The 15,031-nt window shown below is 71.4% G+C and carries 18 protein-coding genes and 1 tRNA gene; 10 read left to right on the top strand and 9 right to left on the bottom strand.

The genetic code is table 11. The features are described 5' to 3' along the window. Nucleotides 1–123 precede the first annotated feature (123 nt). The 4 genes from RBJ65_RS12160 to RBJ65_RS12145 all read left to right on the top strand — a co-directional run bounded on the left by RBJ65_RS12160 (nt 124) and on the right by RBJ65_RS12145 (nt 4,817). Complete coding sequence (locus RBJ65_RS12160; protein ID WP_306318484.1) at nt 124–1,530, top strand: sensor histidine kinase; 1,407 nt, start codon at nt 124–126, stop codon at nt 1,528–1,530. A 9-nt stretch (nt 1,531–1,539) separates the two neighbouring features. Next, on the top strand, nt 1,540–2,250 hold the full coding sequence (locus RBJ65_RS12155; protein ID WP_306318486.1) for a response regulator transcription factor: 711 nt from the start codon (nt 1,540–1,542) through the stop codon (nt 2,248–2,250). A gap of 140 nt (nt 2,251–2,390) precedes the next feature. Next, nucleotides 2,391–3,191 (top strand): hypothetical protein, encoded by an 801-nt coding sequence (locus RBJ65_RS12150; protein ID WP_306318487.1) that lies wholly within the window; start codon nt 2,391–2,393, stop codon nt 3,189–3,191. Between the two features lie 138 nt (nt 3,192–3,329). Then, nucleotides 3,330–4,817 (top strand): phosphatase PAP2 family protein, encoded by a 1,488-nt coding sequence (locus RBJ65_RS12145; protein ID WP_372341243.1) that lies wholly within the window; start codon nt 3,330–3,332, stop codon nt 4,815–4,817. On the opposite strand, the gene RBJ65_RS12140 is transcribed toward RBJ65_RS12145, so the two are convergent. Together RBJ65_RS12140 and RBJ65_RS12135 are read right to left on the bottom strand one after the other, a co-directional pair. Further along, nucleotides 4,737–4,943 carry a DUF397 domain-containing protein gene (locus RBJ65_RS12140; RefSeq protein ID WP_306318488.1) on the bottom strand — a complete coding sequence of 69 codons (207 nt, stop codon included), beginning with the start codon at nt 4,941–4,943 and terminating at the stop codon, nt 4,737–4,739. The genes RBJ65_RS12145 and RBJ65_RS12140 overlap by 81 nt on opposite strands. Further along, entirely contained in the window at nt 4,915–5,751 is an 837-nt protein-coding gene (locus tag RBJ65_RS12135) for a helix-turn-helix transcriptional regulator (protein WP_306318489.1), read from the bottom strand. The genes RBJ65_RS12140 and RBJ65_RS12135 overlap by 29 nt, the downstream gene beginning before the upstream one ends. Nucleotides 5,752–5,843: 92 nt before the next feature. On the opposite strand from RBJ65_RS12135, the gene RBJ65_RS12130 reads away from it, so the two are divergent. After that, a complete protein-coding gene (locus RBJ65_RS12130; RefSeq protein WP_306318490.1) occupies nt 5,844–6,395 on the top strand; it encodes an ATP-binding protein in 552 nt (183 codons plus the stop codon). 33 nt (nt 6,396–6,428) lie between these two features. Here RBJ65_RS12130 and RBJ65_RS12125 read toward each other — a convergent pair whose 3' ends face one another. After that, nucleotides 6,429–6,842, bottom strand: a complete 414-nt coding sequence (locus RBJ65_RS12125; RefSeq protein ID WP_306318491.1) for an arsenate reductase ArsC — start codon at nt 6,840–6,842, stop codon at nt 6,429–6,431. A 53-nt stretch (nt 6,843–6,895) separates the two neighbouring features. Here RBJ65_RS12125 and RBJ65_RS12120 point away from each other — a divergent pair, with 53 nt between their 5' ends. Together RBJ65_RS12120 and arsB are read left to right on the top strand one after the other, a co-directional pair. After that, nucleotides 6,896–7,210 (top strand): helix-turn-helix transcriptional regulator, encoded by a 315-nt coding sequence (locus RBJ65_RS12120; protein WP_306318492.1) that lies wholly within the window; start codon nt 6,896–6,898, stop codon nt 7,208–7,210. A gap of 140 nt (nt 7,211–7,350) precedes the next feature. Continuing rightward, the gene (gene arsB, locus RBJ65_RS12115; RefSeq protein WP_306318645.1) at nt 7,351–8,406 is read left to right on the top strand and encodes an ACR3 family arsenite efflux transporter; all 1,056 of its coding nucleotides are present in this window, start codon (nt 7,351–7,353) and stop codon (nt 8,404–8,406) included. A gap of 109 nt (nt 8,407–8,515) precedes the next feature. Here arsB and RBJ65_RS12110 read toward each other — a convergent pair whose 3' ends face one another. Then, nucleotides 8,516–8,890 carry a helix-turn-helix transcriptional regulator gene (locus tag RBJ65_RS12110; RefSeq protein WP_306318493.1) on the bottom strand — a complete coding sequence of 125 codons (375 nt, stop codon included), beginning with the start codon at nt 8,888–8,890 and terminating at the stop codon, nt 8,516–8,518. 136 nt (nt 8,891–9,026) lie between these two features. On the opposite strand from RBJ65_RS12110, the gene RBJ65_RS12105 reads away from it, so the two are divergent. Next, nucleotides 9,027–10,394 (top strand): NAD(P)-binding domain-containing protein, encoded by a 1,368-nt coding sequence (locus RBJ65_RS12105; protein WP_306318494.1) that lies wholly within the window; start codon nt 9,027–9,029, stop codon nt 10,392–10,394. 222 nt (nt 10,395–10,616) lie between these two features. Here the strand turns inward: RBJ65_RS12105 and RBJ65_RS12100 are convergent, their stop codons facing one another. After that, nucleotides 10,617–11,333, bottom strand: a complete 717-nt coding sequence (locus tag RBJ65_RS12100) for a cation transporter (RefSeq protein WP_306318495.1) — start codon at nt 11,331–11,333, stop codon at nt 10,617–10,619. Then, entirely contained in the window at nt 11,333–11,668 is a 336-nt protein-coding gene (locus tag RBJ65_RS12095) for a helix-turn-helix transcriptional regulator (protein ID WP_306318496.1), read from the bottom strand. The genes RBJ65_RS12100 and RBJ65_RS12095 overlap by 1 nt, the downstream gene beginning before the upstream one ends. A 104-nt stretch (nt 11,669–11,772) precedes the next feature. Here RBJ65_RS12095 and RBJ65_RS12090 point away from each other — a divergent pair, with 104 nt between their 5' ends. Then, on the top strand, nt 11,773–12,456 hold the full coding sequence (locus RBJ65_RS12090; RefSeq protein ID WP_306318497.1) for a class I SAM-dependent methyltransferase: 684 nt from the start codon (nt 11,773–11,775) through the stop codon (nt 12,454–12,456). Between the two features lie 574 nt (nt 12,457–13,030). On the opposite strand, the gene RBJ65_RS12085 is transcribed toward RBJ65_RS12090, so the two are convergent. Both RBJ65_RS12085 and RBJ65_RS12080 read right to left on the bottom strand, forming a co-directional pair. Next, a tRNA-Pro gene (locus RBJ65_RS12085) sits at nt 13,031–13,104 on the bottom strand. Between the two features lie 131 nt (nt 13,105–13,235). After that, a complete protein-coding gene (locus tag RBJ65_RS12080; protein WP_306318498.1) occupies nt 13,236–14,189 on the bottom strand; it encodes a metallophosphoesterase in 954 nt (317 codons plus the stop codon). A 77-nt stretch (nt 14,190–14,266) separates the two neighbouring features. On the opposite strand from RBJ65_RS12080, the gene RBJ65_RS12075 reads away from it, so the two are divergent. After that, nucleotides 14,267–14,731 carry a GatB/YqeY domain-containing protein gene (locus tag RBJ65_RS12075; RefSeq protein ID WP_306318499.1) on the top strand — a complete coding sequence of 155 codons (465 nt, stop codon included), beginning with the start codon at nt 14,267–14,269 and terminating at the stop codon, nt 14,729–14,731. A 20-nt stretch (nt 14,732–14,751) separates the two neighbouring features. Here RBJ65_RS12075 and RBJ65_RS12070 read toward each other — a convergent pair whose 3' ends face one another. After that, nucleotides 14,752–14,922, bottom strand: coding sequence for a hypothetical protein (locus RBJ65_RS12070; RefSeq protein WP_306318500.1), 171 nt, complete (start codon nt 14,920–14,922; stop codon nt 14,752–14,754). Nucleotides 14,923–15,031 lie beyond the last annotated feature (109 nt).

The raw sequence follows: 15,031 nt of genomic DNA, 5'->3' as shown, positions 1-15,031 counted from the left end.
TGATCTTTGAAGATCCGGTACGTCCGATCACCGGCCACTGGGCCGTGTGCTCGCGGCCACCCGGCTTCGGGGCGGTGCCCATCCGGCCCTGGACGGGCGGCCCGGCAATTGATAGGGGCACCCATGGGCGACGTATCGCTCACCTCCGCCGGGCAGCCGCCCGCGCCGACACCGGGCGCGGGGCGGGGCCTTTCTCGGCTGCTGACGTCACCGCTGCACGCGACGTTCCTGGTGCTGCTGGCCGTCGGCCTGGTGCGGACCGCGGCGGCGGGGGTGTCGGGGCATCCGTGGCGGATCGGCGTCGCGGCGGTGCTCGGCGCGGTGTACTGCCTCGCGCCGGTCGCGGAGCGCCGTTCGGGGGCCGACCCCGGGGCGCTCCGGCTCGCGCGCAGGGCCGACCCCTTCACACTCGGCTGGCTGACGGTCCTGTTCGGGCTCTGGCTCTGGCTCGACCTGACGGGGTCCCAGTTCCGGGTGCTGGTCGCCGCGCTCTACTTCGTCGTCCTGCTGTTCCTGCCCCGGTGGCGCACGCTCGGGGTCACGGTCGTCGCGATCGCCGCCGCCGCGGTCACCGCGCGCCGGGGTCCCGCGTCCGTCGTGGACCAGGAGATGACCGTCGTAGCGGCCTTCCTCGCCCTGCTCCTGGTCGTCCTGGCCTTCCGTAAAGAGGAGCGGCTGCGCGCTCCCGCCGAGGGCGTCATCCGTCAACTGCGGGAGAGCCGCGCCCAGTTGGCGTTCACTCAGCGGACCGCCGGGCAGGCGGACGAGCGGCGCAGGATGGCGGCCGAGGTCCATGACTCGATCGCCCAGTACCTGGCGGGCGTCAAGTTCCTCCTCGAAGGCGCGGAGCGCACCCTGACCACGGCTCCCGCCAGTGCCGGGGAGGCGACGCACGCCGCCCGCGAGCTCACCGACCTCGGCCTGCGCGAGGCGCGTGCCCTCATCGACTCGGCGCACACCCGGCAACCGGCGGGGCTCAGGGACGGCACACTCCCCGAGAACATCGAGTGCCACCTCGCGGCGGTGCGCCGGGCGCTCGCAGCGGGGTGGCGGGTGGAGGGGGCGGACGGGGCGGTGGAGGCGGGCGGGGCGGTGGAGGCGGACGGGGTGGCGGAGGCGGGCGGGCCACCCGCCCCGGACCACCTCTTCGCCGCCGCCGAGGAGCCCCCGAAGATCGCGTTCTACACTTCGGGCGAGCCCGGCCCGCTTCCGCCCGACGTGGAACACACCCTGCTGAGGCTCGCTCAGGAGGCGCTGTCCAACGCCCTGTGGCACGCGCGGCCGCGGCAGGTCACCGCCACCCTGACCTACGAGCCGCAGGAGGCGACCATGACCGTCAGGGACGACGGCCGGGGCTTCGACCCCGCCCAGGTGCCCGACGACCGGCACGGCCTGCGCTCCCTGCGCCACCGCGTCGAGGGCCTCGGCGGCACGTTCACGGTGACGTCACGGCCCGGCGAGGGCACGGAGGTACGCGCCCGGCTGCGGCGCAGGCCGGCGGTGGGGGACGTGGGCGAGCGACGTAGATGAGTGACGTAGATGAGTGACGTCCTGAACATGAACATGAGCGGCATACCAGCAGTGGCCTTCGACGGCACCCGCCCCACCCGCGTCCTCGTGGTCGACGACCACCCCGCGCTCAGGATCGGCCTGCGCACCCTGCTCGCCACCGTCGACGACCTGGCGCCCGCGGCGGAGGCGGCGAGCGCCGACGAGGCGTTGCGCGCGGCCCGCCGCCCCGAGGCCCCGGACGTCGCCCTCGTCGACCTCGACCTCGGCGAGGGGGTCGACGAAGGGCTCCGGCTCGTCGCCGACCTGTGCGCGCTGCGGCCCGCGCCGGCCGTCCTGGTCCTCAGCGCCTACGTCACTGCGCAGACGGTGACCTCCGCGCTGCGGGCGGGCGCCGCCGGATTCCTCGGCAAGGACGCGTCCGCCGAGTCGCTGCTCGCCGCGGTGCGCGCCGTCGCCCGCGGCGAGACCGTCCTCGGCCCCGGTGTCGCCCGGTACGCCCTGCCGGGACCGCAGGGCTGCGCCCCGGTGCTCACCCCACGCGAGGTCGACCTGGTCAGGCTCGTGGCGAACGGCCTGTCCAACCGTGAGATCGCGGTCCGCCAGGGCATCAGCCCGAGCACGGTCAAGAGCGCCCTCAGCGCCGTCTACACCAAGCTCGGCGCGGACAGCAGGGCGGCGGCGGTGGCGACGGCGGCGCGCCAGGGGCTGCTGGCCGGGCGCCCGCCGCACTCGGTGTGACCCGGGCACCTCTTTCCGGCGCAAGACCTGTCCCTCGTTAGGGGGCGAGAACGCCGCGCCGCCTTACGGGGAGCGCGGTGACGGTGAGGACAAGACACGTCACACGTCGCCGTCTTGCCGCATCCCGGAGGTACTCACCCGTGGTCATCGCCATCGTCGTCGCCGCGTTCGCCCTGATCGCCGGGCTCGTGGCCAACAGATACCTCCGGCCGAGGCTGCTGACCGAGGACGACGACAGCGGCATGGCCGTCAAGGACCTCGTCGCACCCCTGCTCACCCTGACCGTCCTCCTCCTGGCCTTCGTCCTGGTCACGGCCAACGGCTCGTACGGCAAGGCCGAGGTGGCCTCGCGCGGTGAGGCGCGCGCCCTTGACCAGCTCGTGGAGACCGCCGAGTACGCTCCGGCGGCGCAGCGGTCGGACGTCCAGGCGGACGCCATCTGCTACGCGCGAGCCGTCCGCGTCAAGGAGTGGCCCGCCATGTCCGAGGGCAAGGGTTCGACGGCGCCCAGCGTGTGGTCGACGGACCTCCGCCGCACCTTCCGAACGATGCAGGGCGACGAGGCGTTCGGCATGCTGGTCAGCGCCGACCACAAGCGCTCCGATGAGCGCGAGGAACGCCTCACCCAGGCGACCGCCAGCATCCCCAGCGCCATCTTCTGGTTCCTGCTCGCGGTGCTCGCCGTGACGGTGGCCGCCCTCGGCCTCTGCCTGCCGCGCAAGGACAACCGCGGCCAACTCGCCGCGCTCACCCTGGTCACCGTCCTCCTGACAGCCACCCTCTGCATCATCCGCGACGTCGACCGCCCCTTCGGCGGCATCGTCGACGTCGAACCCACGGCCATCTCCGACGTGGAACAGCAGGCCACCCGCGACTTCCTCGCCCACGCCAAGCTCTCCGACCTGCCGTGCGACAAGCAGGGCGACCGCACGACGAGCTGAAGCCCTGGGGCGTCAGTCCGCCGCTCGCGTACGCCTCGCGTACGTCTCGCGTACGCCTCTTGATACGTCGCGCAGCCCCGTGTTTCGTTCTGAGCCCGGTACACGGGGGCACGGGGGCACGGGGCTGGGGGGGGCAGGATGGATCAGCAACAGGGCGGGATACGGACACGGACACGGACACGGCCACGGACACAGACACGGACACGGACACACCGGACGGCCGGGCGGAGCCGCGCGCGGGCCAGGGCCCTCTGGGGCCTCGCGGGCGTCGTGACGCTCGGTTTCCTGGTGGCGCTGGAGCTCGCGTCCCGCCACTACGGAGAGCCCGGACCGCTCACCGCCTCCCTCCGCGAGACCGTCCTGCCACCCGACTCGGGCGGCATGCTGTACGCGGCGCTGGCCCTGACGATGCTGGTCCTCACCTGGCGCCGGCGGTGGCTCACCCTGGCCGCGGCGATCGGCATCGACCTGGCCCTGCTCCTCGTCCGCTGGGCGGCCGGTATCGGCACCCACGGCGGCCACCCCTTCGGCAACGGCGCGCTGTGGGCGATGCTCGGCTGGGCCGTGATCGCCGTACGGCGCCGTACGGGCAGCGAACGGGCCTTGCTCCTCAAGGGGGTTGGCCTCGGTCTGATCCTTCTCGCGGGCCGCAAGACCGGCGACACCTGGCTGTTCCTCACGGCCCGGACCCGCCCGACGGTGCTCGACCCGTACGTGGCCACCGCGGACCAGGCCCTGGGCAACCCGTCCTGGCTGGTCGGCAGACTCGTCACCGCGACGGGCCCGGTCGGCTTCAACGTCCTCGACACGGTCTACGGTCAACTCGCCGTCGCCGCGGTGGCGGTGGCGCTCTTCCAGCTCCGCCACGTCGCCAAGGAACGCCGCTTCCCACGCCACCACCTGATCCGCACATTCCTGGTGATCGGCGTCATCGGCCCGGCCTTCTACCTCCTCTTCCCGGTGGTCGGCCCCCTCTTCGCCTACGGCACCGGCACCGACCACTGGGCGCCCATCGCCCTCTGGGCGCCGGACAGCTACTCCGGTGGCACCTGGGCGATCGCCGACATCTGGCCGCACACCCCGCCCCCGCTCACCGGCCCGCACCCCATCCCCTTCGACGAGGTCACCCCGCGCAACTGCATGCCCAGCCTGCACACCGCCTGGGCCACCGCCATCTTCGTCCACTCCCGCCAGGGCCCGCGGGCGCTGCGCTGGGCCGGCACGTTCTGGCTGGTCGCGACCCTCACCGCGACCCTCGGCTTCGGCTACCACTACGGAGTCGACCTCATCGCGGGCGTCGTCCTCGTCCTCACGGTGGAGGCGGGCCTGCGGGCGTACGACGCGGGCCGGTCCGCCCGCCCGGCCCTGCTCGTGACGGCGTACGGGACGCTGGTCCTCGCCGCGCTCCTGCTCTCCTACCGCCTGCTCCCCCTGCCGATGGCCCACCACCCTTGGCTCTTCGGCCCGCTCCTGCTGCTGGCGATGCTGTCGGTGATCTATGCGTACGTGGGCGGGGTCGCCCGCCCGGCCCCCACGGACGACCCGTCAGCCCCGCGCCGCCCCCGCCACGAAGGCACGGAAGGCGGCGGGGGAGAGGGCCAGGCGGGGACCGTCGGGGTTCTTTGAGTCGCGGACGGCGATGGCGGTGGGGGTGAGGGGGGCGCATTCGACGCATTCGCCGCCGTCGTCCCCGCTGTAGCTGGACTTACGCCACTCAGTCGTGTCAGTCGTGGTCGTCGGGATGGTGCCCATACTGTTCCTCCAACACCCGGGTGATCAGTTCGGCCGACTGCCCGGGGGACAGCGCGGCAGCCCTGACCAGATCGTAACGAAGCCAACGTGCCTTGGTCTCCTGTGGGTTGGCGGTCGCCCACCCGTCCTCGTACCCCGGCTGGTACGCGATGTCGGCCTGCTCGGCGAAGGAGTAGAGGGTGAAGGAGCCCAACACCCCCGGATGCGCGCCCGCCGAGTTCGGCAGAATCTGGATCTGCACCTCATCGGTATCGCGCCAACTCAACAAACGCAGAAGTTGGGTTCGCATGGTTGCGGGGCCGCCCACCTCGCGGTGCAGTACCGCCTCGTCCATGACGACCCACAGGACCGGCGGGTCCTCCCGGTCCAGGATCGACTGACGGCTCAGCCGGGCGGCGACCTTCTCGTCCAGTCCGCTGTCGCTCATCACGCCGAGGACGGCCTCGGCGTACCCCGGCGTCTGAAGCAGCCCATGCACCAACTGGGCTTGATAGGTGTGAATCCGCTCCGCCTTCGCCTCCAACTCGGCCGTCTCCTGGAACCACTTCGGCAACCGCGTCCGAATCGCCATGTTCCACAGCCGCACCAGCCCACGGCGCGCCTCAAGTGCCGTGTCGATGCGCGGGATCAGGTCGTACTTCGGCACCTTCGTGGCCGTCTCGATCTGGCCGATCAGCGAACCGGACACGTACACCTTCGCTCCCAGCTGGTCGAGCGTCATGTCGTGTATCTCGCGCAAGCGGCGCACCTCGCAGCCGAAGAAGGCGAGCGGTGACGCGTTGGGGTCGAGTTCTCGTACGTTGACCATGCGGCGGCCCCTTTGCCGGCCGTGAACTCCACGTTCCCGGAGTCCAGTTGAACCAGTAGCGCAACGACAACACACATCCCCACTCTGGGTGCATGGAACCCAACAATCCGTCACCCATGCACTCGCCGCCCGCGTGGCCCCCGGACTCGTACACCCTGAACCTGACCGTCGGCGCCCACACGGCCCGCCACCTGCGCCGCATCCAGCGGGTGCTGCTGGACGAGTGGGGCCTCGCGGAGCTGGAGGCGGCGGCCGGGCTCGCCCTCACCGAACTCGTCACGAACGTGCTGCGTCACGTCCCGGACCGGAAGTGCACCGTGCGCATCGCACGGCAGGCCACCGGCCTGGAGGGCGAAGTGCGGGACGGCGTCCGGGAGTTGCCCCTGCCGGACGGACCGGCGGAGCCGCTGGCGGAGGGCGGGCGTGGGCTCGGGATAGTGGCGGTGATGACCGACGAGTGGGGCGCGGAGCCGGTGCCGGGCGGCGGGAAGCGGGTGTGGTTCCGGCTGAAGGGCGTCGGTCGGGAGCCGGCGGCGGGCTCAGTCGCCCGTCGCGGTGCTCGACAAGCTGCTGGAGAAGTGGCGATTGACGGCTGTCGCCTGGCTGTTGGGGCGATTGTCCGGCCAACTGCCGGTCGGAAATGAGGGGTTGACCCGACGGAGTCGCCTGCGTGGAGCTTACGCAGTTTCCTCCGGGGCGATCTCCGCGATCAGCCCTTCGACGAGCACCTTGATCTCGTCGCGGATCGGACGCACGGACTCGACCCCCTGACCGGCAGGGTCCTCAAGCTCCCAGTCGAGGTAGCGCTTGCCCGGGAAGACGGGGCAGGTGTCGCCGCAGCCCATCGTGATGCAGACGTCGGACTCCCTGACCGCGTCCACGGTCAGGATCTTCGGGGCCTCGGCGGAGATGTCGATGCCGACCTCGGCCATGGCCTCGACGGCGGCGGGGTTCACTTCCTCGCCCGGGTCCGAACCGGCCGAGCGGACCTCGACGCGGTCCCCGGCCAGCTGGGTCAGCCACGCGGCGGCCATCTGGGAGCGGCCCGCGTTGTGGACGCAGACGAACAGGACGGAGGGCTTCTCGGACATGGGCGGGGCCTCCCTGGTGACATCAGCGGCAACTGATGTGAAAGTATCAGCCCATGATGACGTCAGCCAAAACTGACCTGATCCGGGTCCTCGCCGACCCGCTCAGGCTTCGGATCGTGACCCTGCTCGCCCACGAGACGCTCTGTACGACGCACCTCGTGGAGGAGACGGGCGCGCGGCAGACGAATCTCTCCAACCACCTGCGCGTCCTGCGGGAAGCGGGCGTCGTGGACACCGAGCCGTGCGGCCGCTTCACCTACTACACGCTGCGCCCGGAGGTCCTCGACGCCGTCGCCGGCCTGTTCGCCGACCTGGCCGCGACCGCCCGTACGACCATCGAGAACGACACGAAGAGGGCCTGCCCGTGACCACCGAACAGAAGACCGGGGCCGCAGCCGACCCGGACGCGAGTCCTGACGACCCGGACGCGAGTCCTGACGACCCGGACGCGAGTCCTGACGACCCGGACGCGAGTCCTGACGACCCGGACGCGAGTCCGGACGCGTCGATCGTCGCGAAACTGTCGACCCTCGACCGGTTCCTGCCGGTGTGGATCCTGCTGGCCATGGCGATCGGCCTCGGCCTCGGCCGCCTGATCCCCGGCCTGAACGACGCGCTCGCGAAGGTCGAGATCGGCGGCATCTCCCTGCCCATCGCGCTCGGCCTGCTCGTGATGATGTACCCGGTACTCGCCAAGGTCCGCTACGACAGGCTCGACACGGTCACCCGCGACAAGAAGCTCATGGTCTCGTCGCTGGTCATCAACTGGATCGTCGGCCCTGCCGTGATGTTCGCGCTGGCCTGGATCTTCCTGCCGGACCTGCCCGAGTACCGCACCGGTCTCATCATCGTCGGCCTGGCCCGCTGTATCGCGATGGTGATCATCTGGAACGACCTCGCCTGCGGCGACCGCGAGGCCACCGCCGTCCTGGTGGCCCTCAACTCCGTCTTCCAGGTCATCGCGTTCAGCCTGCTCGGCTGGTTCTACCTGGACCTGCTGCCGCAGTGGCTGGGCCTCGGGAACGGCCAGGGCCTGGACGTCCCCGTCTGGCACATCGCCCTGAACGTGATCGTCTTCCTCGGCGTCCCGCTGCTGGCGGGCTTCCTCACCCGCCGCATCGGCGAGAAGAAGATGGGCCGCGAGAAGTACGAGTCCGACTTCCTTCCCAGGATCGGCCCGTGGGCGCTGTACGGCCTGCTGTTCACGATCGTCATCCTCTTCGCCCTGCAAGGCGACACGATCACCTCGCAGCCGGTCGACGTCATCCGCATCGCGCTGCCTCTGCTGGTCTACTTCGCGATCATGTTCTTCGGCTCGTTCCTGCTGGGCAAGGCGATCGGACTGGCCTACGACCGCACGACGACGCTCGCCTTCACCGCCGCCGGCAACAACTTCGAACTCGCCATCGCCGTCTGCATCGCCACCTTCGGAGTCACCTCCGGACAGGCCCTTGCCGGTGTGGTCGGCCCGCTGATCGAGGTGCCGGTCCTGGTGGCGCTGGTGTACGTGGCGCTGGCCTGGAGGAAGAAGTTCGCCCCCGCGGAGATCACGACATCCGCATGACGCGGGACGCCGACGGTCCTAGGCGCGCGCCCAGACGGCCCTAGGCGCGCGCCCAAGGGATATCGCTGCGCACGCCTTCATAGTGCCGGGCACCACTGACAACCCCGGTTCAGACTGCGGAACGCAGGGTCAGCAGCTGCCCCATGGCCGCGAGGACGGACGGCTCGACCCGGTAGTACACCCACGTCCCGCGCCGCTCGGAGACCAGCAGTCCCGCGTCCTTGAGCTTCTTCAGGTGGTGGGAGACGGTCGGCTGGGAGACGCCGACGTCGGAGATGTCGCAGACGCACGCCTCCCCGCCCTCGTGGGAGGCGACGAGCGAGAACAGCCGCAGGCGCACCGGATCACCGAGCGCCTTGAACATCCGGGCCGCCGTCTCCGCCTCGTCGGCGGTGAACGGCCGCTCCGTAAGCGGCGGACAGCAGGGCGCCACGGCGTCCTGGCCGTCGGCCTCGACGAGCGGCAGCACCTTCGTATTCGACATACGTCTATGTTGACATACGTCGAAGCAGTGGCCCGGGGGGAGCTATTTCGATGAACGTCTATGTTGACGCCCGTCGATGCAGGTGCAATGCTGGCCGCCCAAGCCATCGACAAACGTCGAATCAAAGGGAGCCGCCGTGAACGCCACCGCCACCGCCACCGACCACCTGCCCGTCGCCGTGATCGGCGCCGGCCCCATCGGCCTGGCCGCCGCCGCCCACCTGGTCGAGCAGGGCATCGAGCCGCTGGTCCTGGAGGCGGGACCGCAGGCGGGTGCGGCGGTGCGCGAGTGGTCCCACGTACGCCTCTTCTCCACCTGGGGCGAGGTGGTCGACCCGGCCGCCGAGAAGCTCCTCGCCCCCACCGGCTGGACCCGCCCCGACCCGGCGACGTACCCCTCCGGCGGCGACTGGGCGGACCTGTACCTCCAGCCGCTGGCCGACGCCCTTGGTGACAAGATCCGCACCGGCGCCAACGTCACCGGCGTCTCCCGCGCGGGCCGCGACCGCATCGTCGACGCCGACCGCGAGACCCAGCCCTTCACCCTCCACGTCGCCTACGCCGACGGCCGCGAGGAGCGCATCCTCGCCCGCGCCGTGATCGACGCCTCCGGCACCTGGTCCACCCCGTCCCCGGCCGGCGCCGACGGCCTCCCGGCCCTCGGCGAGAAGGCGGCCACCGACCGGATCGCCTACCAGGTCCCGAACCTCAACGACCCGTCCGTACGCGCCCGTTACGCGGGCAGGCGCACCGCCGTCATCGGCTCCGGCGCCTCCGCCTTCACGGCACTGGCCATGCTCGCCGACGTGGCCGAGGACGCCCCGGGCACCCACGCCGTGTGGATCCTGCGCCGCGGCATCTCCGGCTCCACCTTCGGCGGCGGCGAGGCCGACCAGCTCCCCGCCCGCGGCGCGCTCGGCCTGGCCGCGAAGGCCGCCGTGGACGAGGGCCACGCGGACGCGGTCACCGGCTTCCGCACCCAGGCCGTCGAACGCGACACCGACGGCCGTCTCGTCCTCACCGCCGAGGACGGCCGCCGCTCGGCCCCGGTCGACGAGATGATCGTCCTGACCGGCTTCCGCCCGAACCTGACCTTCCTCTCCGAGCTCCGCCTGCACCTCGACGAACGGCTCGAAGCCCCCGTCGAACTGGCCCCGCTGATCGACCCCAACCAGCACTCCTGCGGCACCGTCTACCCGCACGGCCACCGCGAGCTCTCCCACCCCGAACAGGGCGTCTACCTGGTCGGCATGAAGTCCTACGGCCGCGCCCCCACCTTCCTCGCCATGACCGGCTACGAGCAGGTCCGCTCGGTCGTCGCCGCCCTCGCCGGCGACAGGGAATCGGCCGACCGCGTCGAACTCACCCTCCCCGAGACCGGCGTCTGCGGCGGCGCGGGCCTCTTCGACACCCCCGAAGCCGAGCAGAGCGCGGGCGGCTGCTGCGCCACCCCTGAGCCGCAGCTCGTGCAGCTCGGGTCCCCGACCACCTCCGGAGGCTGCTGACCCGCGTCCGGCCCACCCGGCCCACCCACCCGCCAGGAGGCACGCCATGTCCCGCGTCCAACTCGCACTCCGCGTCCCGGACCTGCAAGCGTCCATCGCCAGCCCCTGTCGCACCCCGCAGGCCGCTACGGAGACGTCCGAGCCCGTCACCGCAGGCGGCAGGTGCTGCTGACCACCGATGGCCAACCTCCACCTCGGCGGGGCGCCGCCGATGCGGCCCTGTCACCCGCAGCAGGCGCACCCCGGTGCGCAGCCGCAGTTGTCGGCTTCGGCCGGTGCGGCCGTGGTGTGGGCGGGGGCGGCGCAGCAGCCCTTGCCCTGCCACGCGTCGCGCCCTTCCTTGACGGCGACGGCGGCGATGACGAGGGCGGCGATGGGATCGGCCCACGACCAGCCGAGTGTGGCGTTGAGGACGAGGCCGACCAGCAGCACGCCGGACAGGTACGTGCACAGCAGGGTCTGCTTGGAGTCGGCGACCGCGCTGGCGGAGCCGAGTTCCCGCCCGGCACGGCGCTGGGCGGCGGACAGGAACGGCATGATCGCCAGCGACAGGGCGGCGATGACAATGCCGGTGAGGGAGCGGTCGGCCGCGCCGGTGCCGGCCAGGGCGCGGGCCGCGTCGACCGCGACGTAGGCGGCGAGGGCGAAGAAGGAGACGGCGATGATCCGCAGCGTCGTCCGCTCGCGGGCCTCGCGCACCGCGTGCTCGCGGGCGGAGAACTGCCAGGCGACCGCCGCGGCGGAGGACACCTCGATGACGGAGTCGAGGCCGAACCCGATCAGGGCGGTGGAGGAGGCGGCCGCCCCGGCGGCGAGGGCGACGACGGCCTCAATGACGTTGTAGGTGATGGTGGCGGCGACCAGGAGCCGTATCAGCCGGGTCAGACGGTCCCGACGGGCGGGGCTCGGACCCAGGGATATCGGGGTCGGCGAAGCCATCAGCAGCACCCCTTCTCCGCGGCATCCGGACAAGTGCGGTCCGACTCGACGGCTACGACGGCGGTGCGCAGGTCGTCCAGGGCGTGGCCGAGGCGCGCGTCGGCCAGCTCGTACCGGGTGCGGCGGCCGTCCGGGATCGCCACGACGATGCCGCAGTCGCGCAGGCAGGCCAGGTGGTTGGAGAGCCGGGTGCGGGAGACGCCGAGGGTGTCGGCGAGGTCCGACGGGTAGGCCGGGGCCTCGCGCAGGGTGAGCAGGATGCGGCAGCGGACGGGGTCGGCGAGGGCCCGGCCGAAGCGGGTCAGGACGTCGATCTCCGGGGCGATGGTCAGCACACGGCGAGAGTACAGGAATCCCTGAATTCAGAGAACCGTGTATTCCCGTGCGCGAGGTGTCGTGGATCCCGGCGGAGCCGTGGCGTCCGACGAGGAGCGGCGCAATGCTGGGCGGCATGGGCGGCATGGGCGGCACAGGCGATACCGAGGGCAAGGCGCCGGACCCGGACGCGCGCAACCGCGAGATCTGGGAGCGCGACGCACCGAAGTACGACGGCTGGATGCGCACCTTCGACCGGCTCATGGTGCGCGACGGCCGGGCCTGGCTGACCTCGCGGGCCCGCGGGCGCATCCTGGAGGTCGCGGTCGGCACCGGCCTCAACCTCCCCTTCTACGCGAAGGGCAGCGACCTCACCGGCGTCGACCTGTCCCCGGCGATGCTGGAGCGCGCCCGCACCCGAGCCGCCGACCTCGGTACCGGCATCACCCTGTCCGAGGCGTCGGCCACCCAACTCCCGTTCCTCGACGCCTCGTTCGACACAGTCGTCTGCGCCCTCGCCCTGTGCTGCATCCCCGACGACCGCGCTGCCGTCGCCGAGATGAACCGGGTCCTGCGCCCCGGCGGCACCCTGCTCCTCCTCGACCACGTCATCGGCGGCAACTTCGCCGTGCGCACGGGTCAACGCCTGATCGAACCGCTGATGCTCAGCCTCGCCGCCGACCACCAGACGCGCCGCCCGCTGCGCCTGCTGCCGGAGGCCGGGTTCACGGTGTCCGAACGCGACCGCTACCGCCTCGGCGTGATCGAGCGCGTGGCCGCGGTCAAGGACGGCGGGCGCGCCCTCTGACGCCGCCGTACGCCACGCCGCCACCTTCCGCACGGCAGACGCCCGGGACGTCCTGGAACTCTGCGCGGGCCACGGCCGCGACACGCCGCACTTCGCCCGCGAGGTCTTCACCGTACGAGCCGCCGACTTCAGCGCCACGGGCCTGGAGCAACCGCGCGACCGCCGGCCAACAGGGCCTCGCCGACCGGGTGCGGACCGAGCTCCACGACGTACGCGACCCGCTGCCGCACGGTCCGGCACACCGGGGACGGCGCACGTCTTCGAGGAGGGCGATCTGCCACGCCGCCTGTGGCGCGTCACGCAGACGCTGCCCTCGTAGGCCGGCGTCGAAGGCTTGATGACGAGCCGCGACTGATTCCCGCACAGATACGGGAGTTGGCCCCTCGCAGCACGAATTTCACGGCCGCACAGAACCTCGGAAGCCCGGTGTCACGCGTCAAGACAGACTTCAGTTCACCGATCCGGGAGACCCCGCCCAAGATCTTCTCCCGGCTTCCTCCCAAACGATCACCGGAGACGCGGAAAGGGCCTGACCCGGAATCCGGATCAGGCCCTTGACCTGCTATTTCAGCTGTCGGGGTGGCGGGATTTGAACCCACGACCTCTTCGTCCCGAACGAAGCGCGCTGCCAAGCTGCGCCACACCCCGATGTCGTTGTTCCGCCTCCTGCGGTCCTGCAGGTCGCGGCGACGTCGTTAACTTTAGCGGACAGTGGGCCTGAGACGAAATCCGGTTATCGGGGCCCGCTGCGCCCGGGCCTCAGCGGGCCCCGGCGGGTCTCACGTGGTCGACGGGGCCAGTGTCAGGAGGGTCGCCTCAGGGGGGCAGGCGAAGCGGACCGGGGTGTAGCGGTTGGTGCCGCAGCCCGCGGAGACGTGGAGGTGGGACGTGTTGCCCGCCGCCTCGTGCGTGGAGAGGCCCTTCACGCGGTCCGTGTCCAGGTCGCAGTTGGTGACGAGGGCGCCGTAGAAGGGGATGCAGAGCTGGCCGCCGTGGGTGTGGCCCGCGAGGACCAGGGGGTAGCCGTCCGCGGTGAAGGCGTCCAGGGCGCGGAGGTACGGGGCGTGGACGATGCCCATGGAGAAGTCGGGGCCCGGCAGGGGGCCGCCGGCGACCTCGGCGTACCGGTCGCGCTTGATGTGGGGGTCGTCCACGCCCGTGAGGCCGATCTCGACGCCGGCCACCTTCAGGGAGCCCCGCGTGTTCGTGAGGTTCACCCAGCCCGCCTCGTCGAAGCCGTCGCGGAGGTCCTCCCACGGGTTGTGGATGGCGCCGACGATGGGTGCGTTGCCGTTCAGGCCGTGCTTGCCGGAGATCTGCTGCTTCAGGTAGCGGGCCGGGTTGAGGAGCTTGGGGCCGTAGTAGTCGTTGGAGCCGAAGACGTACGCGCCGGGGAACTCCATCAGGGGGCCGAGCGCGTCGAGGACCTCGGGGACGCCCTCCGTGTCGGAGAGGTTGTCGCCCGTGTTGATGACGAAGTCGGGGCGCAGACCGGCCAGCGACTGCAGCCAGCGGCGCTTCTTGTGCTGGCCGCTGACCATGTGGATGTCGGAGACCTGGAGGACCCGCAGCGGGCGCATTCCCGCGGGCAGGACCGGGACCGTGACCCGTCGCAGGCGGAAGGAGCGGGCTTCGAAGCCCGCCGAGTAGATCAGGCCGGCGGCGCCCGCCGCCGTGATGCCTGCCGTCACCTTGAGGGAGGTCTTCAGGGCATTCCCGTATCGCGCGCGCATGCTCCCCATCGTGTCAGACCCGCACCGCCCGGGAAATCGGCGGGCGTTGGGCCTCGGGCACCTGCGACAATCAAGTCATGACCACGCTCAAGTCGAAGCTGCAGGACGACCTCAACGCCGCGATCCGGGAGCGCGATGAGCTGCGCTCCTCGACGCTCCGGCTGACCCTTTCCGCGATCACCAACCAGGAGGTCGCGGGCAAGGAGAAGCGTGAGCTGACCGACGACGAGGTGCAGAAGGTGATCGCCAAGGAGGCGAAGAAGCGCCGCGAGGCGGCCGAGGCCTTCGAGAAGGGCGGGCGCGCGGAGTCCGCGGCCCGGGAGACGGCGGAGGGCGAGATCCTCGCCGTGTACCTGCCGCAGCCGCTGACCGACGCGGAGCTGGAGGAGATCGTGGGCCAGGCGGTCGACGAGGCGAAGGCGGCAGGTGCCGAGGGGCCGAAGGCCATGGGGCAGGTCATGAAGATCGTGAACCCGAAGATCGCGGGCCGCGCCGACGGCGGCCGGGTGGCCGCCACGGTCAAGCGGATCCTGGCGGGCTGACTGTCACCAACACCAAGGGCTCAGGACGAAGCGACGACCATGGCCACGAAGAGGGCCAGCGGTAGTCCGATGCAGCCCGCTGCCATGGCCCAGCCCGTTCTCGTCGACGTTTTCGCTCCGACCTTGACGCACAGCGGCGTCACCAGAAGGAGATAGAGGACGAGCGGGACGAGGATGAAGCCGAAACCCATGGTGATCCCTGTGTGAGGTGGAAGTGCGGGGCCCGCGACAAGCGGGTCCCGCACTTCCTTGATGCTACGTACGTCGACTACGCAGGTCGGCTACGTAGGTCGACTACGC

Source organism: Streptomyces sp. KL109B (genome assembly GCF_030766935.1).
In the GTDB taxonomy this organism is placed as follows: Bacteria; Actinomycetota; Actinomycetes; order Streptomycetales; family Streptomycetaceae; genus Streptomyces.
Note: the sequence above shows the minus strand (reverse complement) of the source record. Positions and strands in the feature narration are given on the sequence as shown.